Source organism: Alicyclobacillus macrosporangiidus CPP55 (assembly GCF_000702485.1).
In the GTDB taxonomy this organism is placed as follows: Bacteria; Bacillota; Bacilli; order Alicyclobacillales; family Alicyclobacillaceae; genus Alicyclobacillus_H; species Alicyclobacillus_H macrosporangiidus_B.
In genome coordinates, this window is the sequence record NZ_JNIL01000001.1 from 1,719,530 (window position 1) to 1,745,464 (window position 25,935).

At 62.4% G+C, this 25,935-nt stretch carries 16 protein-coding genes and 1 tRNA gene; 4 read left to right on the forward strand and 13 right to left on the reverse strand.

Annotated features, from left to right (window positions below; genetic code table 11):
• Positions 1 to 14: 14 nt before the first annotated feature.
• The 12 genes from N687_RS24745 to polA all read right to left on the reverse strand — a co-directional run bounded on the left by N687_RS24745 (position 15) and on the right by polA (position 20,477).
• The gene (locus N687_RS24745) at positions 15 to 998 is read right to left on the reverse strand and encodes a hypothetical protein (protein ID WP_051663080.1); all 984 of its coding nucleotides are present in this window, start codon (positions 996 to 998) and stop codon (positions 15 to 17) included.
• A 143-nt stretch (positions 999 to 1,141) separates the two neighbouring features.
• Positions 1,142 to 3,484, reverse strand: coding sequence for a BREX-1 system adenine-specific DNA-methyltransferase PglX (gene pglX, locus N687_RS20875; protein WP_051663081.1), 2,343 nt, complete (start codon positions 3,482 to 3,484; stop codon positions 1,142 to 1,144).
• A gap of 103 nt (positions 3,485 to 3,587) precedes the next feature.
• Positions 3,588 to 7,082, reverse strand: coding sequence for a BREX-1 system adenine-specific DNA-methyltransferase PglX (pglX, locus tag N687_RS0108600; protein ID WP_029421468.1), 3,495 nt, complete (start codon positions 7,080 to 7,082; stop codon positions 3,588 to 3,590).
• Between the two features lie 44 nt (positions 7,083 to 7,126).
• The gene (pglZ, locus tag N687_RS0108605; RefSeq protein ID WP_029421469.1) at positions 7,127 to 9,643 is read right to left on the reverse strand and encodes a BREX-1 system phosphatase PglZ type A; all 2,517 of its coding nucleotides are present in this window, start codon (positions 9,641 to 9,643) and stop codon (positions 7,127 to 7,129) included.
• 27 nt (positions 9,644 to 9,670) lie between these two features.
• Positions 9,671 to 13,288: a BREX system P-loop protein BrxC gene (gene brxC / locus N687_RS0108610; RefSeq protein ID WP_029421470.1), complete on the reverse strand. Its 3,618-nt coding sequence runs from the start codon at positions 13,286 to 13,288 to the stop codon at positions 9,671 to 9,673.
• Between the two features lie 35 nt (positions 13,289 to 13,323).
• Positions 13,324 to 13,857, reverse strand: a complete 534-nt coding sequence (locus N687_RS0108615; RefSeq protein ID WP_029421471.1) for a DUF1788 domain-containing protein — start codon at positions 13,855 to 13,857, stop codon at positions 13,324 to 13,326.
• Between the two features lie 49 nt (positions 13,858 to 13,906).
• Positions 13,907 to 14,524, reverse strand: a complete 618-nt coding sequence (locus N687_RS0108620) for a DUF1819 family protein (protein WP_029421472.1) — start codon at positions 14,522 to 14,524, stop codon at positions 13,907 to 13,909.
• A 230-nt stretch (positions 14,525 to 14,754) separates the two neighbouring features.
• Positions 14,755 to 14,839: transfer RNA gene (locus N687_RS0108625), tRNA-Leu, on the reverse strand.
• A 650-nt stretch (positions 14,840 to 15,489) separates the two neighbouring features.
• Positions 15,490 to 16,236 carry a lytic transglycosylase domain-containing protein gene (locus tag N687_RS0108630; protein ID WP_231493437.1) on the reverse strand — a complete coding sequence of 249 codons (747 nt, stop codon included), beginning with the start codon at positions 16,234 to 16,236 and terminating at the stop codon, positions 15,490 to 15,492.
• Positions 16,191 to 16,808, reverse strand: a complete 618-nt coding sequence (gene coaE, locus N687_RS0108635) for a dephospho-CoA kinase (protein ID WP_029421474.1) — start codon at positions 16,806 to 16,808, stop codon at positions 16,191 to 16,193. Before coaE ends, N687_RS0108630 begins: the two co-directional genes overlap by 46 nt.
• Positions 16,809 to 16,827: 19 nt before the next feature.
• Positions 16,828 to 17,754 (reverse strand): DNA-formamidopyrimidine glycosylase, encoded by a 927-nt coding sequence (gene mutM / locus N687_RS0108640; RefSeq protein WP_081841259.1) that lies wholly within the window; start codon positions 17,752 to 17,754, stop codon positions 16,828 to 16,830.
• 77 nt (positions 17,755 to 17,831) lie between these two features.
• Complete coding sequence (gene polA, locus N687_RS0108645; protein ID WP_029421476.1) at positions 17,832 to 20,477, reverse strand: DNA polymerase I; 2,646 nt, start codon at positions 20,475 to 20,477, stop codon at positions 17,832 to 17,834.
• Positions 20,478 to 20,737: 260 nt separating this feature from the next.
• Here polA and N687_RS0108650 point away from each other — a divergent pair, with 260 nt between their 5' ends.
• From N687_RS0108650 to N687_RS0108665, 4 genes are read left to right on the forward strand one after another with little or no spacing between them, the layout of a single operon-like run.
• Positions 20,738 to 22,258, forward strand: coding sequence for a spore germination protein (locus tag N687_RS0108650; RefSeq protein ID WP_051663577.1), 1,521 nt, complete (start codon positions 20,738 to 20,740; stop codon positions 22,256 to 22,258).
• Positions 22,259 to 22,283: 25 nt separating this feature from the next.
• Positions 22,284 to 23,378 (forward strand): GerAB/ArcD/ProY family transporter, encoded by a 1,095-nt coding sequence (locus tag N687_RS0108655; protein ID WP_029421478.1) that lies wholly within the window; start codon positions 22,284 to 22,286, stop codon positions 23,376 to 23,378.
• On the forward strand, positions 23,375 to 24,580 hold the full coding sequence (locus tag N687_RS22095) for a Ger(x)C family spore germination protein (protein ID WP_029421479.1): 1,206 nt from the start codon (positions 23,375 to 23,377) through the stop codon (positions 24,578 to 24,580). The genes N687_RS0108655 and N687_RS22095 overlap by 4 nt, the downstream gene beginning before the upstream one ends.
• Positions 24,577 to 24,804: a hypothetical protein gene (locus N687_RS0108665; protein ID WP_029421480.1), complete on the forward strand. Its 228-nt coding sequence runs from the start codon at positions 24,577 to 24,579 to the stop codon at positions 24,802 to 24,804. The genes N687_RS22095 and N687_RS0108665 overlap by 4 nt, the downstream gene beginning before the upstream one ends.
• A 179-nt stretch (positions 24,805 to 24,983) precedes the next feature.
• Here the strand turns inward: N687_RS0108665 and mdh are convergent, their stop codons facing one another.
• Positions 24,984 to 25,925 carry a malate dehydrogenase gene (gene mdh / locus N687_RS0108670; RefSeq protein ID WP_029421481.1) on the reverse strand — a complete coding sequence of 314 codons (942 nt, stop codon included), beginning with the start codon at positions 25,923 to 25,925 and terminating at the stop codon, positions 24,984 to 24,986.
• Positions 25,926 to 25,935 lie beyond the last annotated feature (10 nt).

Consider the following 25,935-nt stretch of genomic DNA (forward strand, 5'->3'; position numbering starts at 1 on the left):
TTGTCTCTTCGCCCTCACTTGATAGGCGCCAACACGTCGGCCAGCTTGCCGTGGTTCACCACGACGCCATCGTCCAAATCCAATTCGATCCGGTCGTTCGCCAACGCGGCCAACTTCTGGTCATACGCCGCCAACTCCTCCCGGCGCTCCTCCAACTCCCGGATGCGTTTCCTGGCCGCCGTTCTCTCTGCGGCGCTCAGCATCCCGCTCTCCATCTGCCGCTGGAGCACATCCGCCTCCTGCGTGTACTGCCGCTGCAGCACCTGCACGTACTGCAACCGCACCCGAGCCAGCGTCTCCTGGTCGTACCGATGCAGGTACATCAGGGCGCGAAACGCCTTCTTGCTGCCGGAGTCAAACAACCAGTAGATGGGCCGCTTGCGGTATACCTTCACGTGATCTTTGTAGAACTCGTCCGTCAGGTACCGCCGCACCCGCGCCGCGGGCGTCTCGTTGGTGCGCATGCCGCCCAAGGACTCCGCCAGCCAAGCCAGGTTGTCCGCCACGGAGTCCGAACCGAACAGCGCCGTCAGGAACGCCTCCAGTCGGCGGATCACGTCGTCCTCGAAATACTCCTGGTCGGTCAGCGGCACGATGCCGTCCCGGTCGGGCACGAAGCGCTCATAACGGGACGGATCCCACTGGCCTCCGGCGTACGCCAACCCGGGATGGTCCAGCGAATACCGGCCCATGGCGCAGCCGATGAAGTAGGACAGGAAGGATTTCGCCTCCCGCTCCCGGTCGGCCCGCCGGATGGTGATGTCCTCGTCCTCGACGGGTCTGGCCTCCAGTCCGTAGATGTCGGCGAAGAGCTGATTGATGGCCGTCTCATTCTGCTTGAGTTTCTGGAAGCGAGACTCCGCCAAATCCTCCCACTGGGCGAACGCCTGCTCCAGATTGGCCGCCCCCGCCCGCAACAACGGGTGCACGGTGAAGTTCCACGAGATCTCGAAGTCGTCCCAGTCGTCCTTGCTGATCCGGATGCACTCCTGCACCAACCGGTCGATCTCCGGCTTGCGCGCTTCGTCGATGATGATGGGCAGGGAGGCGATGTTGCCGACTTGTAATGATATTGTCGGATTCAGTAATGAAACAAAGTCCTCGCATAATGAGCTGCAAAGGAATCCACACAGGTACCACGTCAGTGTAGATGGCGGAAATACACAACTGCCTTTGTGGTCCGAAATGAATCCGACAGGCGAGTACCGAACGCCAAATTTGGCTGAGCTGATGTCCAAGTAATGCCCTCGCGGAAGTAATACTTCTCGTTTTTTACGACGTATTCATAGTTCCCATTCAGGTACGGATACCGGTTTATTACATTCTCCTTTATCTCCGCCCCGTCATTCTCCCAATTCACCACGAAGTCCTGGTTTCCGTACCACTTTCGAAACCCTCCGCCTTTATTCAGGGGAAACCACTTCAGCCCGCTCCGCATCGCCTCTTCCCGCGATCGCATGCCAAACCCGATGCGGTGCACATTGACCTCGTGCCACAGGCGAAGGAAGCGGTTGTTGTCCGCAGTAGCCAGTCCCTGCCGTGGCTGAGCAACATCTCCGAGCTTCGGGTGGTCGCGAAAGACCTCCCGCACCCGGTCTGTGGCCCAGTACGCAATGGGGGCGCCGGGGAGGTCGAGGAACGTCGTCTGATCGGAAGTGTAGCGGAACGGTACGCGGGGATTTCGTGCCGCTTCCCGGACCTTCAACGGCTGAACCTCAGATCCGCGGAAATCGGCCAACCGCACGTATTCACCCACCCGCATGTCCGTCTGGTTTTGAATGACGAAGGTGCAGATGGGAACGGTGGCCTCCTCGAACGCCGAGTATTCCAACTGTACCAAGCTCGTAATCGTCTGCTTTGTAATGATATACTTCCGCAGCTTCTCGTGGGTGCTGATGAACATCCATGTGAAGGGCGTCATCAACGCGGCATACCCGCCGCTCTTCGTGAACTGCGTACAGCGGTAAATGAACGCCGAATACAAGTCGGCCTTGTAATCCTTGTAGTTCTCCTGCATGAACGCCTTGAGCTCTGGACAGTATTTGTTGTGATACGGGGGATTGGTGACCACCATGTCGTACTTCAGCGAAAGCCAGAATGCTTGACGAAGCACGGGCAAAACACCTGCACGGAGTTCTTCCAGCAGCAGGCGCTCGTACAGATCGCTTGGCTCCGACTCAAGCAACCCTGTGAGTCGCTCCAGCAAGGACGCGACATCCGCGCTGGGCACAATCAAGGATCCGTACAGTTTCGCGTTCTTAAAGTCGTGTAGGACGCTTTTAAGAACGCCGCGATCCTCCGATTGACGACACAGCAAGGCGAGAGCATCGTCACTGACATCCCTGGGGTTACGGAAGTCCTGGATATTCGGTTGAATGTCGCGAGAGAACAACCGCCTGTCTTTTTCTCTCGCCTTCATCATCAACGCAAATCCTGCCAACTGCGCGGCACGCTCGTCGATATCCAACCCGTATAGATTGTTCTTGAGGATAATCGTCGGAATCTCACTGCTAGGGTAACCCTGCGATTCGTACATCCTGTACAGGAGATCGAACGCGTACACCAAGATGTGTCCAGAGCCGCAAGCGGGATCGAAGATTCGAATCTCCTCAAGCGTAAGGCTATGCCCGCCCCTTCGGCCATCACCGGAAGGAGCTAAATAGAATTCCCAGTCGTCCAGGAGGGACGTGTCGCCTCCCGTCTCTATCCACATGCGCCCGAGCGAGTTCTGGACCATGTACTTGACAATCCAATCTGGCGTGAAAAGCTGCGTGGCGGCGGGCAGATCCTCCGCTTTCACGAACCCTTTGTTCATGCCGACAATCTCGTCTTTTTTCTCCGACACATAGTACTGGTACATCCACCCGATGATCTCCACGTCGGCGAAGTCTTCCTCCGCCACGCCGCGGACCAGCTTTTGGATCACCGAGTCTGTGTGCAGCAGCCGAGTGGGCAGCAGCAGCTCCGTGTAGTCGGCGATGGGCTCAAACAAAAACGGCATGATGCGGTGCAGCTCCTCGCACTGCATCAGGAACAGGTGCCGGAAGGCCTTCTCACGGTCGCCGTCGCGCAAGGCCTGTTCGACGAACGGCACGTCCACCGGAAACGTCAGTTCGCGGTAGCGCGAAAGGACCTCCGGATCGCGGCCGCCCGGCCGGTCGCTCGAGAGGATGCGCACGTGGGAGGGCAGGTAGTCGTGGACCTCCATGTACCGGATGGCGATAATGCGGTTGAACCATGTGTAAGCCACTTCCTCCACCAGGCGCTGGAACCCTTTGCGCTTCCACTCGGCGCACAGGCGCTCGTACGCGGATTGGTACGCCTTCGGGTACCGCACCCCGCCGATGACCACGTAGTCCTCGCCCGCCTCCGCCGCTGCGCACTGGGTTTCAGTGACCCCTAGTTCCTTGGCGCGCAGGCCCACCTGCTCGATGAGATCCCGCCGGGCCTCGGTGGCAAAGTTGCGAATGGCCGACTTGTCCATGGGTGTCCTCCTTCGTTTGCATGCGCCTTTCACACATGAATGACTGCGATGTGCTCGTCCAGCCGGGCATCCCCATTCGAGTAATCCAGACTCTGTCTGTCACTCACTTAATGGGCGCCAACACGTCGGCCAGCTTGCCGTGGTTCACCACGACGCCATCGTCCAAATCCAGTTCGATCCGGTCGTTCGCCAACGCGGCCAGCTTCTGGTCATACGCCGCCAACTCCTCCCGGCGCTCCTCCAACTCCCGGATGCGCTTCCTGGCCGCCGTTCTCTCTGCGGCGCTCAGCATTCCGCTCTCCATCTGCCGCTGGAGCACGTCCGCCTCCTGCGTGTACTGCCGCTGCAGCACCTGCACGTACTGCAACCGCACCCGAGCCAGCGTCTCCTGGTCGTACCGATGCAGGTACATCAGCGCCCGAAACGCCTTCTTGCTGCCGGAGTCGAACAGCCAGTAGATGGGCCGCTTGCGGTAAACCTTCACGTGGTCCTTGTAGAATTCGTCCGTCAGGTACCGCCGCACCCGCGCCGCGGGCGTCTCGTTGGTGCGCATGCCACCCAAAGACTCCGCCAGCCAAGCCAGGTTGTCCGCCACGGAGTCCGCACCGAACAGCGCCGTCAGGAACGCCTCCAGCCGGCGGATCACGTCGTCATCGAAATACTCCTGGTCGGTCAGCGGCACGATGCCGTCCCGGTCGGGCACGAACCGCTCATAACGGGACGGATCCCACTTGCCTCCGGCGTAGGCCAGCCCGGGATGGTCCAGCGAATACCGGCCCATGGCGCAGCCGATGAAGTAGGACAGGAAGGATTTTGCCTCCCGCTCCCGGTCGGCCCGCCGGATGGTGATGTCCTCGTCCTGGACGGGTCTGGCCTCCAATCCGTAGATGTCGGCGAAGAGCTGATTGATGGCCGTCTCGTTCTGCTTGAGTTTCTGGAACCGGGACTCCGCCAAATCCTCCCACCGGGCGAACGCCTGCTCCAGATTGGCCGCCCCCGCCCGCACCAACGGGTGCACGGTGAAGTTCCACGAGGTCTCGAAGTCGTCCCAGTCGTCCTTGCTGATCTGGATGCACTCCTGCACCAGCCGGTCGATCTCCGGCTTGCGTGCCTCGTCGATGATGATGGGTGCGGAAGCAACATCACCGACCAGAATGTTAAACGTGGGATTTACCGTTCTCAGTAGCTGTATGGAAATCGAGCTGCACAGAAACCCTAGAAGATAAAACTGATGTGCCTTTTTCGCAAACACACTGTTTCCAGCCTGATCAAAGACGAAGCCCACTGGCGAGAACCGCGCTGCCACATTGGCCGAGGTAACGGACGTCCACGTGATGCCTTCGCGGAAGTAATACTCCATGTTTTGCGGCCTGGACCTTACGCGCCCCTCTTCATCGGTAAAGGTTCGAATTTCCTCGCCGTCGTTCTCCCAGTTCACCACATAATCCTGGTTTCCGTACCACTTGCGAAATTCCCCACCCTTATTGTACGGAAACCACTTCAACCCGCTCTGTCGGGCCTGTTGGCGGGACTGAAGACCGAATCCGATCTTACACACATCCACTTCGTTCCATAGACGTATGAATCTCTCGTTGTCTGCAGTTGCCAGACCGCGCTTCGGCTCAGCAATCTCCCCCAGTTTCGGATAGTCGCGAAAGATCTCCCGTACCCGATCTGTGGCCCAGTACGCAATGGGGGCGCCGGGGAGTTCGAGGAACTTACGCTGATCGGCACGAAACAACTGGTCACGTCTCAGCAGCGTCTGAGCCTTTTCTTCAGAGCCACCAGCTTCGGCGAGTCGGAAGTACACACCCGTCCAACCTGGGATGTCCCCCTTCACGATGACGAACGTGGTGGTTTGTACGACTTCACCGCCAATGTCTTCAAACGCATGAGGCCCCAGATGCGCCATCGAGTGGATGATACACTCGTCGATCAACCGATGGCGCCACTGTTCATAGCTCTTGATGAACATCCAAGACTGTTGGTTGACCGTTGCGCAAAACCCCCGCGGACACGTCAAGTCGATGCACCGTTCCATGAACGCCGCGAACAGGTCGCTCTTGGTGTGCGGATACGCCTGCCGCAGAAACTCTCTCAAGGTGTCGTTCATGTTTTGCGAACCCATGTACGGCGGATTGGTCACCACCACGCTGTAGGTCCCGGTCAGCAACTCGTACGCGTTCAACAGCTGCTCCAGCCAGGTGATTTCGTCCTCCCGCAACCGATGCAGCAACTGCGTCTCTTCCCGTAGCTGCTGCAGCCGCTCCCGGATCCAATCTACCTGCAACGCCGGGGGCTGAATGAGCGACCCGCGGTTCTTCGCATCCGCAAACGCGTCGATCAACACCTGAAGCGTCTTCGCCCGGCCTTCGTCCCCATCGGCCACAACCCGCACCACGGACGTCACGTCGGCGCCCTCCACAGACGGGATGCTGTACACGCGAATTCGCGGCGGGCGCTGGAAGACGCGCCGGTTCGTCGCCCGCGCTTTCATCATGAGCGCGAAGGCCGCCAGTTGGGCGGCGCGATCGTCTATCTCCAACCCGTACAGGTTGTGCTCCAAGATGCGATACGGAATGTCCTGGGCGCTGTAACCTGCCTCCTCATACCGTTCGTACAGCAGGTCATACGCATACACGAGGATGTGGCCGGAACCGCACGCGGGATCGAGGACCCGGATTTCTTCCGGCTCGCGCACGCGCAGTTTCCTCTCTTCCCACAAGCGCTGGGCCTCTTCGGTCTGCGGCGCGGGATCGATGTAATACCTCCACGTCTCCGGGACCTCGTTGTCCACGGACAGGCCGGAGTCCATCCACAGCCGCCCCACGGAGTTCTGCACCATGTACTGCACGATCCATTCCGGCGTGAACAGCTGCGTCGCGGGCGGGATGTCCTCCGGCGCAGCTTTACGTCCGTTTTTGAACCCAGCAAACACCTCGTCCTTGCGTTCCGACACATAGTACTGGTACATCCACCCGATGATCTCCACATCGGCGAAGTCTTCCTCCGCCACGCCGCGGACCAGCTTCTGGATCACCGAGTCGGTGTGCAGCAGCCGAGTGGGCAGCAGCAGCTCGGTGTAATCGGCGATGGGCTCAAACAAAAACGGCATGATGCGGTGCAGCTCCTCGCACTGCATCAGGAACAGGTGCCGGAAGGCCACCTCGCGATCGCCGTTGCGCAAGGCCTGTTCGACGAACGGCACATCCACCGAAAACGTCAGTTCACGGTAGCGCGACAGGACCTCCGGATCGCGGCCACCCGGCCGGTCGCTCGAGAGGATGCGCACGTGGGAGGGCAGGTAGTCGTGGACCTCCATGTACCGAATGGCGATAATGCGGTTGAACCACGTGTACGCCACTTCCTCCACCAGGCGCTGGAACCCTTTGCGCTTCCACTCGGCGCACAGGCGCTCGTACGCGGATTGGTACGCCTTCGGGTACCGCACCCCGCCGATGACCACGTAGTCCTCGCCCGCCTCCGCCGCTGCGCACTGGGTTTCAGTGACCCCCAGTTCCTTTGCGCGCAGGCCCACCTGCTCGATGAGATCCCGCCGGGCCTCGGTGGCAAAGTTGCGAATGGCCGACTTGTCCATGGGTGTCCTCCTTCAGGCTGCGCCTCCCGGACGCCCCGGGTGGCTTATATCCAAGAAGCGATGCGAAGTTCGATGTCGTATTCGCGGTACAACTGGGTCTCCGGCCCGGAGACGTCCTCCAGGCGCAAGACCGCCATGGCGCCCAGCGGATAGTCTCTTTCAAACAGCTGTAAAGGCACCCGGACCTCACGATCTGCCGGTCCGCCCTGCAGGTGGAAGCTCCGCGTCACTTCATTCGAGATGCGCTGGCCGTCCAGATACAGCCCGATGCGGAGATGGCGCGGCTGGCGGTCTTCGCCGAGCTTCTGCTCCTGGAACAGGATGGCGGTGAATTCATAGGTGGTCACCACTCGGCTCCGGTTGACCAACGACACATCCACCAATGGCAGCTGGCGGCCGGCCTGGCTGCGGGTCTGGTGGCAGACCACCACCGGGACGATGGCCTCCTGCGGCAGAGCGCCTCCGTGGACAAACCGGAGCCCCCCGTGGCCCGTGAATCGGTGGATATGGGCGGCCACCACCGCCTCCACGTCCAGCCCGAGATAGCTCAATGACACCGGAATGCTGCCGGGCGGTGTGGAGAGACGGCGCCCCAGCGCGAAACGGCGGTTTCCGTCGTACACCTGGCCCGTCACCCGGTCCGGCTTTGCCCAAGCCTCCACCGACGTCGTTTGATACAGGAACCCGTGATCCGCCGTCACGATCACGCGCACAGCCCGGTACGAACGTACCAGTTTGCGCACGGCCGCCTCCAGTTCATCGATGGCCTGGTCGACCGCGGCAAACGCCCGCGACTCCGACCTCGCCTGGTCGCCGATCGCGTCGATGGCGTCGTGGTAGAAGTAGATCAACCGCTTGCCGCGGATGCGCTCCTCCCCCTCCTGCACCGGCAGGCTTTCGAAATCGGACCATCGCAGGGCCAAGGCACCGTCTGCGTGCGCCGACAGGATGCCGCCCCGCGCCTCCAGCGAATCCGTCGGCAAGCCGTCGCGGAGCACCGCCCCCGAATCCTCGATGGACAAGGTCCTCCCTGGCAACAGACTCGCCATGCCGAGGCGGGTGTAGGTCGGCAGCGAAGCCTGCATGGCTTCCAGGTGAACCTCGCCCGGCATCCGGCGTTTCAGTCGATCCGCGAGCTCCGCGCCCGCCTCATACCGCAACGCGTCGGAGATGATCACGAACACCCGCTCGCGGGCGAGATGGTTCGCCACGTACTGGGTGAAGAAATGCCGCTGCTGCTTTACCTCGGCGATGGGCCACGAGGCGGCCCATCCGTCTCGAAGCAGCTGGTCCGTCCAGTCGCCCCACCTCGGCAAGAACACGTGGCTGTACCAGTTGTCCCAGCGTGCCTTCAGCCCGAACAGCGTCTCCCATCCCGGCCGGTCCACTGCCGCCGCCGTCGTGGAAAACCGTCGGTACAGCTGGTCCACTCCAAACCAGCGCGACGCGTACGCCTCGAACCATGCCTTCGCGTCCCCGGGCGGAGCCACCCGTTCGAACGCCCGCTTTTCCTCCTGAAGCTCCAGCGCGAATCCGAGTGCCTCGTACACGGGCCGCCACGCCTCGTAGCCGTGCGTGTCCTGCCGATCGCGAAGCCAATTCCGCCAGCGGTCCGCGTCCGCCACTTCATGGGTCAGTTGCTCACCCAGGGTGCGGAGAATATGCTCGTGAGTCTCCGGCACCGTGTCGCAGCGAAGCAAGGACTCGCACGAAAGTTGGGAGAGCCACGAGGAAACACCGAGATCGACCGAAAAGCGGCGCAGCAGCGCGTCAAACGCCGCCCCGTCCCGGCTGCGCAGCGCCTCGTCGAGGAAGATCCGGCACGCGTTCGGCATGCGGGAGACAGGCGCATCCCACGCCGGCAGGGGTGCGTCCACGCCCTGGGCCAGGTGGCTCCGGGCGATGCCGTAAAAGAGGTCGCGCAAGGACGACACTTCCTGGGGAAATCCGAACGCCGACCGCATGTGTTCCCAGAACACCGCCTCGAGGCCCCACTTGACGAGCGCCTGGTAAGCCTCATTGGCCTCCTCTTCGATCCCGCCGCTCAGCACCCGCCTGGCGATAAAGAGGCGATCCGCGAACTCCGCCCCGGTGGCCGCGGCCAGCGTGGCCAGGATGAGGTGCTCCAGATCCGGGCGTTCCGGCATCAGGCGCGCCACCTTCCCCACCCGCTCCTGGCTGCGGAAGAACGGGTAGTGGGCCGTGACGAACTCCCGCGCCGCGGCGTGGGAGATGCCCAGCGTCTCCAACCGAATGGCAACGGGATCGGCCACGAACTCCTCGCCGTACAGGCGGATATCGAGCAGCCAATCGTCCTGGGCATCCGGGCGCGGAAACCGGGCGTAGATGAGGTACGGGGTGTCCGGATCCGCCACCTCCACCTGGTACTTGGTCCGCAACGCGTTCTGGCGAGTCCACTCCCACACGCGGACCCCCAAGGAAGACAGCGCATCCTCCAGGTCGGCGAGATTTTGTTCACCGTCGGGATCGTGCCACAGGATGATGCGCCGGTTCATTCCGGTCTGCGAAAACCGCTGCCTCAACATGTCGATGACATCCATGTCCATTCACCCGTCTGTGTCGCAGCGCTATTGTCCGCGAATGATGACCACGCCGTGCTGCAGTAAGGCGCCCAAGGTCTGTTTCAGCCGTGAGAGATATTCCTCGACCTGCTGCGGCGTCTCAAGCCGCACCTCGCCCTCCGGCACCAGGCGGGCCGACGGATCCTGGACCGTGATGATCACCTCGCGCGCGACCTGAACCGCGCCTGAGCCCCCAGACGACGGGCGGTTGAGTTCCCGTTCCCGCGTCCGGTCCGTACCCTCGGCTCCATCCCTTTCAAGCCATCGGCGCACGTCTTCACGCAAACGTTCATACCGCTCGGTCGCATAGGTGACATAGGAGGCGAGGGCACCGAACTGAGATTCCGACCGCAGACCACCCAGATACCCTTCGATGTCGGCCTTCGCGCTCTGAATGAGAAGCCACAGCGGTGCGGCATCCGCCAGGCCAGCGGCGAGCGTGTCCACCATTTGCAAAACGGCCTCAATCCGCGGGGCGTACTGTTGGCGCTGTTCGTCCAGCACCTGTTGCAGCTTCTCCGCGATGGCGGACATGAGGCTCGGCAGCTTCGGAATCCGGTTGTACGGTGCGGGATCCCGCAGGATGGCCTCCATGGCTTCCTTGTTCGCCAACACCTCAGGGTAGGCGTGCAGATGCATCCAGTCCGCCCGATGCTCGTGCAAGAACCGAACCGCTTCGTCAAACCGCTGCTTCGGTGTCCTGGTGAAAAAGTTGTGGAGATCCCGAACCTGGTCCAGCCACTCGCCGAGCTCGACACCCGCATCCAGGAAGTTTTGCACCAGGTCCTCGTGGTTGGGCGTGGCGAGCAGCCTCGCCACCTCCGTCTGCAGACGGCGCGCCTCCGGCTCCCCGGGGTAGTGGTACACCGTGTCGCCCGCCTTGGGCGGGTTCGCCTGATGGGCGATGATCTCCTGCAACGGTTGGGCCAGATGCTCCTTCAACTGGTTCCGGATGAAATCCGCCAGCGCTTCGTACGAGTCGGCCGCGTCCGGCACCTCCTCAAAAAGATCCCGAAGGAGGATGCGGACCTGGTTTTGAATCTCAGGCGGGACCTCCCTGAGCAGCTTGACGACCACTTTGTCCCGCTCCCCGGCGCGCAGCAAAAGTTGAGCAAACCTCGGATCGTCGGCTGTCAGGGGCTGGCTGAGATAGAACAGCCGCACCTGGCCGTCGTGCAACATCACCGCCAACAGCCCGGCGATATCTCGATCCATCCATCCGTAGGGCGGGCTCTCGAAATGCTTGACCACGTCGCCGAGCGTGGTCTGCAGATGCTGCTGGTCCCGTTCATCCAAATACCGAAGCACCGCCTGCAGGGCCAGCTCGTTGGCCCGGCCTTCCAACGTCCGCGGACTGCCGTGTTTCGCCAACTCGAGGATGGCGCGCGCCTCGTCACGCATGGGCAAGGGCTGATTGATGTAATCGAGGTGGTAGTAGGTGTTCTCCACCAGCTTCGCCAGCGCCCGCTCGATCTGGGTCCGCGGCTCGCCGTTGTATCGCTGCGCCTGTCCAAAGACGTAGAACACCGCCTGCTTGCAGGCCTTGACCAGCAGGTCCCGGGCCTTGTTGCGGAACTCCACGGCCTCCCGCTGCCGTTTGTCATCCAGGATCCGCCGCTGGCTGTCCGAGAGACCGGCGCGATCGCGGCGCGCATACTGCTCAATCTGCAAGCTCCGCTCCATGGCCTCCCGGTAGTCGGTGATGGACGGGGGAATCCACATCACCAGCGTCGCATTTGCCATGGAGTGCTGGATGGCCATCTCCTCGGGGACCCCGGTGAGCACCTGCAGCGTCAGCATCTCCCGTTGTGGGCCGTGGGCGTACCGGTCGAAGCGCTTGTTGAACCGAAAATCCCGCCGCTCGGGCGCCCGGTAGACCTGGGGGCACAGTTGATCTTCCTCGAAGAAGATCTTGCCGAGGCGCTCATCCACCAACGCGTCGTCGATCCGCTCAGCGGCGATCTCCCGGTTGATCTCCTGTTCCTCGTCGCTGAGGAACGAGTAGGTGCCGTCCGCGTTCTGGGCGACGAGGTTGTGCAGCACGAGCTTGTCCAAGGCGACCTGCACCGAGTGCTCCAAATCCCGCCGGATCACGCCGAGACCGTCGATCAACAGGGTGGCCACGTTGGTCGCCGTCGCCTTGATCTCTGCGATGTTCTTGATGAGGTACAGCACCTTCAACACGCGGACGTCAAACTCGGTGAGATCATCACGGCTGGCGGCCCGGCGGACGGTGCTCTTCACCGGTCCGTCGAGATACGTCTCAATCGTGTCGTAAAACATCCAGAACGGTGCGAGGGCCTCATCCTTGCGCGCCTGATCCAGGTGAATCAAGGCGTCCTGGAAGGCATTGAGCAGAGACCGCTCGCCGTGAGACAGGCTCTTACCGGCCTCCCCCTGTCTGCGGATCTTTTCGAACACCTTCTGCAACAGTTCAAATTGATAGGGCTGGAAGGGATACGCCTCGGCGAACTCCTTCGACGAGCGATACCCGGCTTTCCAGGCATGCATGTCCGAATCGAACGACAGCATGTTCTGGATAGACTGCTCCCGCTGGTCATAGAGGGCCGTCAAGGAGTTGGTGGCCGCGTCGGTCTTTTGCAAGATGCGCCACTTGATGACGTCGTCCGTGTTGGTGCTGGACAGGTTGACGCGCGTGCTGAACCTGCCCTGAATCTTTGAGAAGTCGTACTCCCGGCCATGACCACGAACATCGGTGACCATGTCGATGCTCTCCTGTGAGGTGACCATGACCCAGATCTGCCCCTGGCCGTGGGTACCGAGTGCCTCCACCACCGTCTGCAGATTGAGCATCAGATCGCGGTTGTCGCCGATGTACTGGCCGATTTCATCGACGAGGAAGAGGAGGCGAAAATCGTCTCCCCGTTCCCGGCAGTACTCCGCGACTCTGCGGGCGAATTGGGTGGGATCGATGGAAAACCCCTTGTGCGCCGTGCGCAAGAAGGTGTCAGCCGCCGCCTCGTCGTAGCCGATCTCTTGCATCGCGGCGATGAATTCCCGCCTTCGCAGCAACACCGAGTCGCGAACGGTGCGCCACTCCTGGCCGAAGACCCGCCGCACGGCATCGTGGAACGCCTCCAGCTTGCCGGCTTTGGCAAGGGTGTACTCCATCTCCGCGATCCACAACGTCTCCGAAAAGCCCAGGCGCTCGTTGAATACCTTGAGCAAGACCTCGACAATGGTTTGGCGGCTTCCGCGCGCATCCACGCCGGTCTTGGCCTCGATGTTAAACAGCAGCGTGGCCGCTCTCCGACTCCCCGCCTCCTCAATCAACCGCATCAACTTGGGAGAGAGATTTTTCTCACGGAAATAGTCCACCGCCGTCCGGCCATGGGCCACCCTGCCTCCCAGCAGGTAGGACACGATCTTGAGGAAGTGCGATTTACCGGAACCGAAAAAGCCGGAGATCCAGACCCCGATCTTGTCGGTCGGATTCCGCAGGCTGCGCACATAGTGTTCCAGCAGCGCTTCCAAATGTTCCGCAATCTCCGCGGTCACCACATACTCGTCGAGCTCCTGGGCCACCCGCTCCTCATCCAGCTGCCCGGCTTGGATGACGCCGTTGATGTCCCGGTAGATGTCTTTGACAAACAGCTCTTGCACGTGTGATTCCCCCTTACCCGCGCAGGCGATGGTGCTCAACCGGCTGTGATCCGGATCGCCCGGTAATAATGATCATCTGTCAGCAAGTCGAACAGCCGAAGCTGCAAACCGTTGTACGTGCCAGGGAAGAACAGCACCACAGGAATGTCGGTCAAGCGTTCACTCAACCGGTTCAGCACCACGTGCGACCGCAAGATGGGATACAGGCTGCCCACCCCCGTCAGCAACAGTCCCTCGGCGTCTTCCGCGCGCTGAAGAATCCGCTGGATCAGCCGATCCGACTCCAGCATGGGCGACAGGGCGTCCACCAACGATTCGCTGTCCTCTTCCGCCTCAATTTCAAACAGGCGATCGATCCCGGTCTCTTCGTCCACCATCTGAAGGACGGCCTCGAACAGGTTGATGTTGACCAATCGCCTCGGGCTCTGACGCACCAGGCGCTTGACGAAACTCCGAATCGTGAGCTCTTCTTCGGGGGGATAGTCGAAGATGTAATTTTGAAGCTCGTTCCCGGTGGACTTGTTGTAAAACAGCGTGCCGTCCTCCAGCATGCGCTCCAATGTCGCCATCTTTCTTCGAACCTCTTCCCGGACCGTACGCCTCACCCCCGTTATCTATCTAATCGGATAGGAGAAATTCCAGGTACGCCCGCCCGTCTCCGGACTGCATCAGATATTCGCGCAGGGCGTCGCTCGGGACCACTCCACGTATGTTCCATCTGCCGCCGATCCGTTCGAGCAGATGGTAATCGCACAACTGACGGATGATCACCTGCCGGGCTCTCGCCAGCCGCCCGTCATCCCACCCGTACATGACCGGATCCTGCTCCCGTTTTCGCTGGAAGAACTCCGTGATCTCCTCCCGCGAAAGGGACGCTTGCCCTGTGTGCCACCGGTAACGGACCTCTTCGAGAACGAACTCTCTTGGCAGGCGGTAGGCGGCGAGAAAGGTGCAGAGCAGAAGGGCCGTGCGATCCTCCGCGTCTCCGCTGAGATACCGTGATCGCAAATCGTCGTCCAACCAACTCAACCGGCGGCGCACCAGTTTCAAGCGCGTTTCGGCAGTGTCGGGCCGGCGAACCTGAAACAGGTCCTTTTCCAAGACCTCACCGCGGACCTCGGACCACGTCCGCCCGGAGGTCAACAGCGCCAACACCACGTCCATTTCCCGCCGCAGCGGGCGCTCAGACAGGAAACTCAGCGTGTACGGCTGGTCAGTCCATACAAATCGGCGCATGTCCGTCTCCACAACCTTACAAGCCTTTATGGATTACGATAACACACGTAAGTGGCGAAGCGGAGGTCTTTTCTGCGAGCCGCACCCTGTGATTGTTGGCAGCGCGGCCGGACGTTTCCTGTTGGATTGGGCGTTTTGCATGACCGGCCTGGACCGGGGGAGATTAAAGACGAAACCGCCCGGTCGCCATGCTCTGCATGGCCGCCAGGCGGCTTGCTGCGTAACCAATGTGGTGTCGAGAGCGGGACTTGAACCCGCACGGGTTTCCCCACACGCCCCTCAAACGTGCGCGTCTGCCGATTCCGCCATCTCGACAAGTGGAGGTCGGCTGTTTTCGCTTGTTCAGCCAAAGCAACCGACGTCAAAAATTATACGGACGTGCGCGGACAGTGTCAACCTGCGTCGAATCGTCACATCCTGCCATTCCTTCATGGACGCACAATCAGCCGGGATCGAATGCCTCGACGCGTGACGATGTGACTTCGACACAAGACGGTGTGACTTATCCGCGCGACCATGTGACTGGGTGCGGGATGGAAACCATAACATACGTTTTGATGTCATCGTCGTCGAGCGGTGGGACGATAAGAATGGTTTACGGGTTATCGTGGCGCAGCCAGATTCGGATAAAGAAAACGTGTTGCGTTATCGAAGGCGGCGGTGGGGTCTCGCGGCTTGGGTAAATATGAATCAGTCGCTATCGGAAGGCGGGATCGTCGATGTAAATACGAATCTGACGCAATCCATCCACCGGGCGCTTGAGTTAACGACGTTTCGTTTTCTAGCGCCCCTCGCGTGGCGTTCGTTGCCCCGCGCATGGCGTTCGTCGCCGCCAGGGATGGCGCTCGCAGCCCCTACAAGGCATCCTCGACACCTCGGCAGGCGTTCGCCTCCGCCCCCTGGCGCCCCTTCCATAGCGCTCGCGACCTCCCGGCTCACACCGGCGAAGCCCGCACTACCATGCCTCACTTCACCGCTCCGCTGCCCGCCATAGGTGTGCGCCACAGGGGATCGCTGCCGTAGATGCGCTGGTACAGGTCGTAGTTGTAGAACACGCGCCCGACGAAATGGCGCGTCTCGCCGACGGGAATGTCGTTCAGCGTCTTCAACTGTCCGTCCCACGTGCCGTCCGCCAGCCACCCGGAGACCCGCTTGGGACCAGAGTTGTACGCCGCGATGGCCGCCACCTGGTTGCCGTGGAACTGATCCACCAGATAGCGAATGTACCACGTGCCGAGACGGATGTTGACAGCCGGGTCGGCCAGCCGCGCGGTGTCCACCGGCGATCCTGCCGCGTTCGATCCGCTCCTGGCCACACCCCCAGCAGTCCCAGCACTCCCAGCACTGCCCTCGGCCCCCGCATGCGCCCCCGGGCCCGCCGCCCCGTTCATCCGCTCGGCCAACCACCGGGCTGTCTCCGGCATCAGCTGCATCAATCCGATGGCGCCTGCGTGCGAAACGTCCTCGCTGTGAAACTGGCTCTCGACGCGGATGACGCTGGCGATGAGGAGGGGATCGATCTGGGCCTCCGACGCCGCCTGCCGGATCTCCGTCTGGTATCCGATGGGGTACATCCAACGCCAGAACGTGTTGGAGGTGATGAGGAACACGACGCCAATCAGGAGAATGAGCGCAGCCAGCGCGCGCTTTCGGAGCACCACCACCATCAGGCGCGCCCCGCCCGCCGAGCCTGCGCACACAACCGCTCCCACAGGGTGACCACCTGCGCGCGGGTCTCCTCCAGGGTGCCTCCGTTGTCGATCACATAGTCGGCCATCCGCCGCTTCTCCTCCATCGGCATCTGCGCCCGGATACGCGCCATCGCCTCCGCTTCGTCGAGCCCGTTGCGCGCCATCAGCCGCCGCAGCTGCGTCGCTTCGTCGCACCAGACCAGCACCGTCACGTTCACGAGAAACCGCGTCTCGCCCTCGAACAGCAGGGGCACGTCCCAGACGATGGGCTCGTCCGGATGCGCCGCCAGGTATCGCTCTGTCTCTTCCTTCATCCCGGCCCGCACTCGGGGATGCGTGATGGCGTTGAGCCGCAGGCGGGCCGCCTCGTCGTGGAACACGATGGCGCCGAGCCGTGCCCGATTCAACGTCCCGTCCGGGTTCAGCACCTCCGGGCCGAAGGCCGCCGCGATCTCCTGCAGCCCCGGCGTCCCTGGTTCCACCACTCGGCGTGCCCACACATCCGCGTCCACCACGTACGCGCCCAGGTCCCGGAGCATCTGCGTCACCGTGCTCTTGCCTGTGGCGATCCCGCCGGTCAATCCGACGATCACCCGGCCCACCTCCCGTGCCTCATGGTTTTCTACCGCCCCGGATTCCCAGGCCGCCGTCCAGGCTGCCGCCCCCGCTGCCGGCTTGGCTAGCCCGGCTGCCCCGTTGGCTTCCCCGCCGCCGCGGCGCCGGCTGGCAGGCCGGGCACACGTGTGTCCCCCGCCCGGCCACGCGCAGCTTCTCAATGGGCGTGCCGCACCTGTGGCAAGGCTCCCCCGCGCGGGCATACACGTTGAGCTGCATCTGAAACCCGCCGTGCCGCCCGTACCCGTTGACGTAGCTGCGCACGGAGGACCCGCCCGCCTCGATGGCCCGCGTCAGAATCTCCCGGATGGCGTCGAGCAAGGCGGCGCACTGAGCGCGCGTCAGGCCCGAGGCTGGCCGCTCCGGGTGGATGCCCGCGAGAAACAAGGACTCGTCCACATAGATATTCCCGAGCCCGGCGACGCATGTCTGATCGAGCAGCACCGCCTTGATGGGTGCCCGCCGATGGTGTAGCCGAGCGCGGAAGGTCTTCGCGTCCAGTGCGGGATCGAACGGTTCCGGACCCAGTTCCGCCAGCCCCGGGGGGTACGGCCCCTCCGCTGGCACCAGGTCCATCGTCCCGAACTGGCGCACGTCCCGGTAGCGCAGTTGCGTCCCGTCCGTGAAGTGGAACACCACGTGCGTGTGCGGCGCCTCCGGATCATCTGCTGCGGCGAGCCCGTACCGGCCCTCCATCCGCAGGTGGGACACCAGGCAATAGGGCGGCACGTCGAAGAGAAGGTACTTGCCGCGCCGCCGGACACCGGTCACCGTGCACCCGGCCAGCCGCAGCGCGAATTCCGCAGCGTCGTCCGGCGTGCGGACGATCCGCGCCAACCGCACGTCCACCCTTTCGACGGTCCGCCCCACCACCAGGGCCTCCAGGTCCCGGCGCACATTTTCCACCTCAGGCAACTCCGGCACGTCCTCCCCTCCTTCCTTCACCCGGGGAGGGCGGCGCCCCGCCCTGCGGCTGGCTGCGGGCTCGGCCGCCCGGCCCGCTACTTCGCGTCGTACCACGTCTTCCCCGTGTGAATGTCCACCTTCAAAGGTACATTCAAAGCCAGGGCATTTTCCATGTTTTCTTGTACCAGTTCCACCAGCCGGTCCGCCTCCGCCTCCGGGCACTCGAAGATGAGCTCATCATGCACCTGCAGGAGCATCCGCGCCTGCAGCCCGGATTCCGCGAGCGCCCGGTCGATCCGGACCATCGCCAACTTGATGATGTCCGCCGCCGATCCCTGGATGGGCGTGTTCATCGCTGTGCGCTCGGCGAAACTGCGCTGGTTGAAGTTGCGGCTGTGGATGTCGGGCAGATAGCGGCGACGGTTGAGCAGGGTGGTCACGTACCCCTGCTTGCGCGCCGTCTCCACAATCTCCTGCATGTACCGGGCGACGCCCGGGAACTTGCGGAAGTACTCCTCGATGAACTCGGCCGCCTGCTTGCGCGGAATGTTCAAATTCTGCGACAGCCCGTAGTCGCTGATCCCGTACACGATCCCGAAGTTGACCGCCTTCGCCTGGCGCCGTTGGGCAGGGGTCACCTGATCGATCGGCACCTCAAACACCGTCGCAGCCGTGCTGGCGTGGATGTCCGCCCCACTGCGGAAGGCGTCCAGCAACGCTTCGTCCCCCGACAGATGCGCCAGGACGCGCAGCTCAATCTGCGAGTAGTCCGCCGAGAGGATCACCCAATCCTCGTACGTCGGTTCGAACGCCTTTCTCAGCTCGCGCCCTTCCTCCATGCGGATGGGGATGTTCTGCAGGTTCGGCTCCGAACTCGACAGCCGCCCCGTCGCGGTCAGCGCCTGGTGGAACCGGGTGTGCACGCGCCCCGTCTCCGGGCGGATGACCTTGAGCAGCCCCTCGACGTACGTCGACAACAGCTTGCCGATCATCCGGTACTCCAGGATGTCCTGGACGATCTCGTTGTAGGGCGCCAGCTTCTCCAACACGTCGGCGCTGGTGGAGTACCCGGTTTTCGTCTTCTTGAGCGCCGGGAGGCCGAGCTTCTCGAACAGGACCTCGCCGAGTTGCTTCGGCGAGTTGATGTTGAATTCCATCCCCGCCCGCTCATGGATCCGCTTGGTCAACTCCGCCAGCTTTCGCTCCAATTCCGCACCGAACGCACGCAGCTTGTCCTGATTGACGCGAAAGCCGAGGACCTCCATCCGGGCGAGGACGAACTCTAACGGCAGCTCGATCTCCCCGTACAGGTGATCCACCTCCTGCGCCGCCAGCGCCGGAAACAGGTGGCTTCTCAGGGCAGGCAGACACGCGGCCAGGCGGGCTTGGGCCTCGGCGTGTTCGGGTTCCCCCGGCTTGGCGGGCACGACCCGCCGGTGGGCCTCCCGCTCGACGATGTCGGCGAGGCTGACCTCGCCGTCCGACGGGTTGAGCAGGTAGCTGCCGAGCATCACGTCAAACCAGGTGCCGTCGTTCTCCAGCGTGATCCCGTGGCCGTCGAGCAGCACCGCCAGCGACTTCAAATCGAAGACCACCTTGTCGTACTCCGATTTCCACAGGTCCATCACGTCGGTCGGCCCCAGCTCCGATTCGAACGACACGAGCCACCCCTGATCACCGCAGCCCACGGCCACCCCGAGGAGCCGGGCGGTCTGGTAATCCTCCCGGTCATACACCGGAAGGATGCCGATGGGGCTCGTCAAGCGGCGCACCAGTTGCCGGTACGCGTCGAGGGTCTCGATCCGCTGCACCTGCGGTTGGAAGCGTTTGCCGTCGGACGCCGTTGAAGGTTGTCCCGGCGTGTCGATTTCCCGGGGAATCTTGTCGAGAAGGGAACGAAAACCCAGCCGCTGAAACACACGACGTACCTCGGACGGGTTGTAGCCGGCGTAGGCGAGATCCTCCAGTCCCCAATCGATGGGCGCATCCCGGTGGATGGTGGCGAGTTGCTTCGACAACAAAGCCTGATCCCGGTACGTCTCCAACCGTTCCCGCAGTTTCGCTCCCGAGACCTCCCCGGTGTGCGCGAGCACCTCTTCCACGCTGCCGTGGGCCTGAAGCAGCTTAACGGCAGTCTTCTCCCCCACGCCAGGCACGCCGGGGATGTTGTCGGAGGCGTCGCCCATCAGGCCCTTGAGATCGACGATCTGTGCCGGCGTCAGACCGAAGCGTTCGAAGACGGCCTGTGGATCATACCGGTCCATCTCCGTGATGCCCTTGCGCGTCAGGGCCGCGTGCACCCGCTCGCTGACCAACTGCAAAAGGTCCTTGTCCCCTGAGACGATGAGGGTGTCCACCCCTGCCTCCTCCGCCCGTTTGGACAAGGTGCCGATGATATCATCCGCTTCGTAATTGGGCACTTCCAGGGCGGGGATGGAGAAAGCCTGCAGCACCTCCCGCAACAAGGGAAACTGTTCGCTAAGCTCACCCGGAGTCTTTTCCCGGGTTCCCTTGTACGCCTCGTACAGGCCGTGGCGAAATGTCTCCTTCCCCGCGTCGAACGCCACTGCAATGTGGGTGGGTGATTCATCCTGCAATAGTTTTAGGAGCATCTGCGTGAAGCCGAATACGGCGTTCGTAAATTGCCCCTCCGCATTGGACAGTGCGGGCAAGGCGAAGAACGCGCGGTAGGCGATGCTGTTTCCGTCAATCAGAATCAGCTTGGGGCGGCGGCCGGCCATATCATCCCTCGCTCTCTGTCCATGAACCATTCCGTCCCATTGTAGCACAGCCGCCCGGGGTATACGTGACCGCCCTTGCGGGAACCTATAGGTCAGGCAGTCATTGGGGAGACGGAAAGACGTTGGTACGAAGACCAAAACCGCTGAAAGGTGAGGCGAAGCCTTTTCCAAAGCCGGTGCAGGACAAGCTCGACGCGTTGGAAGCCCAACCGCTGCAAGACCCGGCGGCCTCGGACAAGATCCATCCAGACCTCGACCGCATGGAGCAGACGCTGATGCAGATCTTCCAGAACTGCTCCGACGTGGTGTTCCGGCGCGTCACCATCGACGAGCGGGCGCGTCCCGCCGGACCGACACAGGTAGACGATCCCGCTGCGTCTGCGGCCACCCCCCGTACGCGCGATCTCTTAATCGTCTACGTCGACGGGCTCCTCGACTTCCGGCACTTGGACGACATGGTACTCAAACCGCTCTTGTTCGATGAGCCCCGGCACGATGCCGCTACGAATCCGGCCGAATGGCTGCAGATGTGCGCCGTGCCCGTCGGGGAGACGCGCGTGGTCGGCACCCTCTCCGAGGCGGTTCGACGCATTTTGGCCGGCGACGCCGGGATGTTCATCCAGGGCAGCGACAGGGCCGTGATGGCGAGTATCCGCGGCTGGGAGAAACGGACAATCGAGGAACCCAACTCGGAACAGGTCATCCGCGGCCCGCGGGAAGGGTTCGTCGAGACCCTGCGCGTCAACACCAGCCTGGTGCGGCGCAGGATCCGAAGCCCGAAACTGAAGGTCGAGGCGCTCAGCTTGGGGACGTTGACCAACACCGACGTGGCCATCCTGTACATCGAAGGGGTGGCCGACGAAACGGTCGTGGAGGAGGTGCGCCAGCGCGTCCGCGACATTCAGATCGACGGTGTCCTGGAGACGGGCTACATCGAGGAGTTCATCGAAGACTGCTGGTGGTCGCCCTTTCCGACCTTGATGGACACGGAGCGCCCGGACATCGTCGCCGCCCAGCTGCTGGAGGGACGGGTCGCCATCCTGGTCGACGGGACGCCCTACGCGTTGGTGGCTCCGATGACCTTCTGGATGGGGTTGCAGGCCAATGAGGACTACTACGCACGCGCCATGATCGCCACGGCCATCCGATGGCTGCGGCTGTGCTTTGGGTTCATCGCCCTGTTCCTGCCGTCGTTCTACGTGGCCTTGGTCTCGTTTCAGCAAGAGATGGTGCCGACGACGTTTTTGCTCAACGTGGCCGCCTCCCAGGAGGCCACGCCATTTCCGGCCGTCGTCGAAGCCTTCATGATGGAGTTCATGTTCGAGACCTTGCGAGAAGCGGGGGTGCGGTTGCCCAGGGCGGTCGGTTCCGCCATCAGCATCGTCGGCGCCCTCGTCATCGGCCAGGCGGCGGTGCAGGCAGGCATCGTGTCGGCGCCCATGGTCATTGTGGTCGCCACCACCGGCATTGCGTCATTCACCATCCCGCGGTTCGCCGTCGGGATCGCCATCCGCCTGCTGCGGTTTCCACTGCTGTTTCTCGCGGGGACGCTCGGATTTTTCGGCATCACCATCGGACTCATCGCTATCCTCATCCACCTGTCCATGCTGCGATCCTTCGGCGTGCCCTACTTCGAGCCGCTGGCGCCCATGCAAGGGTGGCACCTGCGGGACGTCTTGATCCGCGCTCCGCGCTGGGCGCTGTGGAAGAGGCCGCAGACTGCGACCGATGGCAACCGCGTCCGCCTCAAGCCAGGTCAGAAGCCGTCACCGCCCAATTGAGGCGCAGCCGAGAGGAGAGGAAGCCGTGCCAGAAAAAGAAAAGATTGACGCGACCCAACTGATGTTCATCCTGGTTCCGACCATCATCTCCACCGCCATCTTGATCATTCCCAACGTGACATCGGCGTACGCCAGGCAAAACGGCTGGGCTTCCGTGTTATTGGCATCCGTCATCGGTTTCTGGGTTGTCCTCGTGATGGCCAAGCTGTGCATGCGCTATCCAGGCCTCACCTTCCCAGAGATTGGCGGCAAGATGTTTGGCAGGTGGTTCGAAGTGGTTGCGTACGCAGGGTACAGTTATATCTTCCTGCTGTACGTCACCATTTCGACCAACGAAATCATCCACTTTACGGCCTTATATGCGCAACCGCGGACCCCGACCGTGGTGACCATCTTTTTGTTCCTGATCTTTCCCGGCATCGCGGCGTGGGCCGGCATCGAGGTCATCGGGCGGGCGGCGGGGTTCATGCTGCCGCTGGCACAGATCTTCGTGACCATCCTGACCCTGTTGTTGATTCCCGAAATGAAACTGGACTATCTCAAACCCGTGCTTGCGATGCCGTACACCGCAGTTCTGAAAGGAGCCATGATCCCCGCGGCGTGGCTCAGCGAGGTGTACATCCTGGGGTTTATCTTCCCGTGGATACGCAATCCTGAGCGAGGACTTCGCAGCGCCATGTGGGCGGTGATCACCTTGGTCTCCACCATGGTGCTGATCTGTCTGGATACGTTTTTGGTCTTAGGACCGCTCACGGGCAAGATGTCGTATGCGTTTTACACAGCGGTCAGACAGGTGAGTATCGCCGATTTTATCGAACGGATCGATCCGGTGGTCGTCTCCGTCTGGCTGTACGGGGTCTTTATCAAAGTTTCGATCTTTCTCTGGTTGCTTTGTACGACCTTTGCGGGGCTGTTCCGCATGAGGCACTACCGCCCGATGGTCTTGCCGATGACCCTGTTGTGCATGGTCGGCGCCCTGTGGACCTTTCCCGATGCGGCGAGCATGCAGACGTACCTGACGTACACCTTTCCGCCAAACGCGATGCTCTTTCAAGTGGCCGTGCCCACCCTTCTGTATGCCGTCGACTGGATCCGGGGTAAGAGGGGGAAGCCGGCGTGAATCCTCGCGTTCGGGTGCTCGCCGCGACCCTCTTGACCTGCCTGCTCATCACCGGCTGTTGGGATCGCGTGGAATTGAAAGACTTGGCCCTCGTGATGGCCACCGGGATCGACACAGCCGGCCCCGACAATCCAACAGCCATCCGGATCACCACGGAGGTGGCGAATCCCGGGGGGATCGTTGGAGGCGGCGGGAGCCAGGGAGGCGGTGGTCAAGGACCAGGCCCGCAGGCGTTCGTCACGGCGTCCGGACAGGGAGTCAACATCAAGGATGCGGAGCAAAAACTTCAGGAACAGTTCTCGCGCCGCCTGTACACCGCCCATCGGCGGGTCGTCGTCTTCGGAGAGGATGTCGCGCGCCGCGGAATCCGGGAGATGCTCGATCAATTGGGCCGCGATCCCCTCAACCGCCTGCAAGTCTACATCCTCGTCGCAAAGGGAGGGCCGGCGCAAGACATCCTGCAGGAGAGATCCACACTGGAACGGCTCCCTGGTCAAGAGCTGAGCAAATTGATCGAGCAGGGCACGGGGGTCAAAATCACGATGCTCGACTTTCTCATCACCGCCATCGACGAAGGGATTGATCCGATTGCCGGTGCTGTGGAAATCGCACCGGGAAACGATCCGCGCGTGAAACAACCGTTCCTGCTCGCCAGTACGGCGATGTTCAAGGACTTCAAGTTGCGGGGTTACCTCAACGACGAGGAGACGCGCGGATTGCTGTGGGTCCGCGGTGAGACGCACACGGGCTATATTACGGCGCGGGTGCCCGAGGGCAACGGGATGGTGTCCTTGTTTCTGTCCCGGATGAGCACCCGGCTCCGTCCGGTCATCCAGGGCGGCCGGGTCGTTCGAATGGACGTTAACCTGGAGGGCGAGGGCGAAGTGGTCGAAAACGATTCCTCTCTGGATTTGGGGATCCCAAAGAATATGCAGGTGGTCGATCAGGCCTGCACCCAGGAGGTGGAAAGCTATGTGCAGCGGGCGGTCCAGAAAGCCAAAGAGAACGACTGCGACATCTTCGGCTTTGGCCGCGAAGTATATCGAACCAATCCGCGGCTATGGATGCGGATTCGCGGCCAGTGGGATGACATCTTCCGAGACCTGCCGGTTCAGGTGAACGCGTCCATCCACGCCCTCCGCCCGGGCGGCGCGACGGAACCATTGCATCTGAACGAAACGGTGGAGCGTGATACGCATTGATCCGGTGTGTCGTGGCGTTGGTGTTGATTGGCGCGATTGCGTTCCTTCATCTGCGCTCGCTCCACCAGCGTCAACTCAAAAAGGAGATGTGGGTCAGCGGCGCACTGTTCGCCCTGGCGGCCGCCGGGGTCTGCGGCCAATTCACCTGGGCACACCCGCATGGGCTGGCCAGGCCGATGGAGTGGTTATTTGAGCCCATCGGCCAGCGCCTGCTGGGGCCGTAAGAGGCTGACCGGGAGCCGGAGGGGACGCGCGAACCGGACCTCCTTCGCGAGCACAAGGGGCTTTCAGGATATCGAAAGCCCGCAGGCGGATGCCTGCGGGCTTTCCGTGCGACACGGCTTGAGCCGCTACCTTCCAGCTGTCCGTTCCACCGGCAGGCCACGGACGCCCCGACGAGGCGTCACTTGCCGACGGCGACGCGGATGGCGTTGCGGACGGACTCGGCGGACTTGTCCAGCGCGTCCTTCTCGTCCGGCAGCAGATCGATCTCCACAATCCGCTCGATCCCGTTGCCGCCGAGGATGCACGGCACCCCGAGGAAGAGATCGTTGTAGCCGAACTCGCCTTCCAGGTAGGCGATGGCCGGAAGCAGGCGGCGCTTGTCCTTGAGGATGGCCTCCGCCATCTGCACCAGGGACGCGGCCGGAGCGTAGTACGCCGACCCGTTGCCCAGCAGGTTGACGATCTCGCCCCCGCCCTTGCGGGTCCGTTCGACGATGGCGTCGATCCGATCCTTCGGCAGCAGCTTCTCGAGCGGGATGCCACCGACATAGGAATAACGCACGAGCGGCACCATGTCGTCGCCGTGCACGCCGAGCACGAAGCCGGAGACATCCTCCACGGAGACGCTCAATTCCTCCGCGACGAACGTGCGGAAGCGGGCGGTGTCGAGCACGCCAGCCTGTCCGATGACCCGGTTCTTCGGGAAGCCGGACGCCTTGTAGGCGACGTACGTCATGGCGTCCACCGGATTGCTGAGCACGAGCAGGATGGCGTTGGGCGAAAACTTGACGACCTGCTCGGTGACGGAGCGCACGATGTTCGCGTTGGTGGTGACGAGATCGTCGCGGCTCATCCCGGGTTTCCGCGCCATTCCAGCGGTGATGATGACGAGGTCCGAGTTGGCTGTGTCCTCGTAGCTGGAGGTGCCGATGACATGCACGTCGGAGCCGACGACGGGCGTGGCCTCCAGCATGTCGAGGGCTTTGCCCTTGGTCGGGTTCTCCAGCTGCGGGATGTCGAGCAGCACCACGTCGCCCAGCTCCTTCAAGGCGAGCATGAACGCGGTGGTCGATCCGGTGAAACCAGCGCCGATGACCGAGATCTTCTTCCGCTTGAGCATCTTGTCTCCC

What these genes read in the sequence shown, in the direction of transcription:
- N687_RS0108650 (WP_051663577.1), top strand. Translation starts at nt 20,738, where the DNA reads ATGGAGCAGACGCTGATGCAGATCTTCCAGAACTGCTCCGACGTGGTG.
- N687_RS0108615 (WP_029421471.1), bottom strand. Translation starts at nt 13,857, where the DNA reads ATGGCGACATTGGAGCGCATGCTGGAGGACGGCACGCTGTTTTACAAC.
- pglX (WP_029421468.1), bottom strand. Translation starts at nt 7,082, where the DNA reads ATGGACAAGTCGGCCATTCGCAACTTTGCCACCGAGGCCCGGCGGGAT.
- mdh (WP_029421481.1), bottom strand. Translation starts at nt 25,925, where the DNA reads ATGCTCAAGCGGAAGAAGATCTCGGTCATCGGCGCTGGTTTCACCGGA.
- pglZ (WP_029421469.1), bottom strand. Translation starts at nt 9,643, where the DNA reads ATGGATGTCATCGACATGTTGAGGCAGCGGTTTTCGCAGACCGGAATG.
- N687_RS0108620 (WP_029421472.1), bottom strand. Translation starts at nt 14,524, where the DNA reads ATGCGCCGATTTGTATGGACTGACCAGCCGTACACGCTGAGTTTCCTG.
- polA (WP_029421476.1), bottom strand. Translation starts at nt 20,477, where the DNA reads ATGGCCGGCCGCCGCCCCAAGCTGATTCTGATTGACGGAAACAGCATC.
- pglX (WP_051663081.1), bottom strand. Translation starts at nt 3,484, where the DNA reads ATGGACAAGTCGGCCATTCGCAACTTTGCCACCGAGGCCCGGCGGGAT.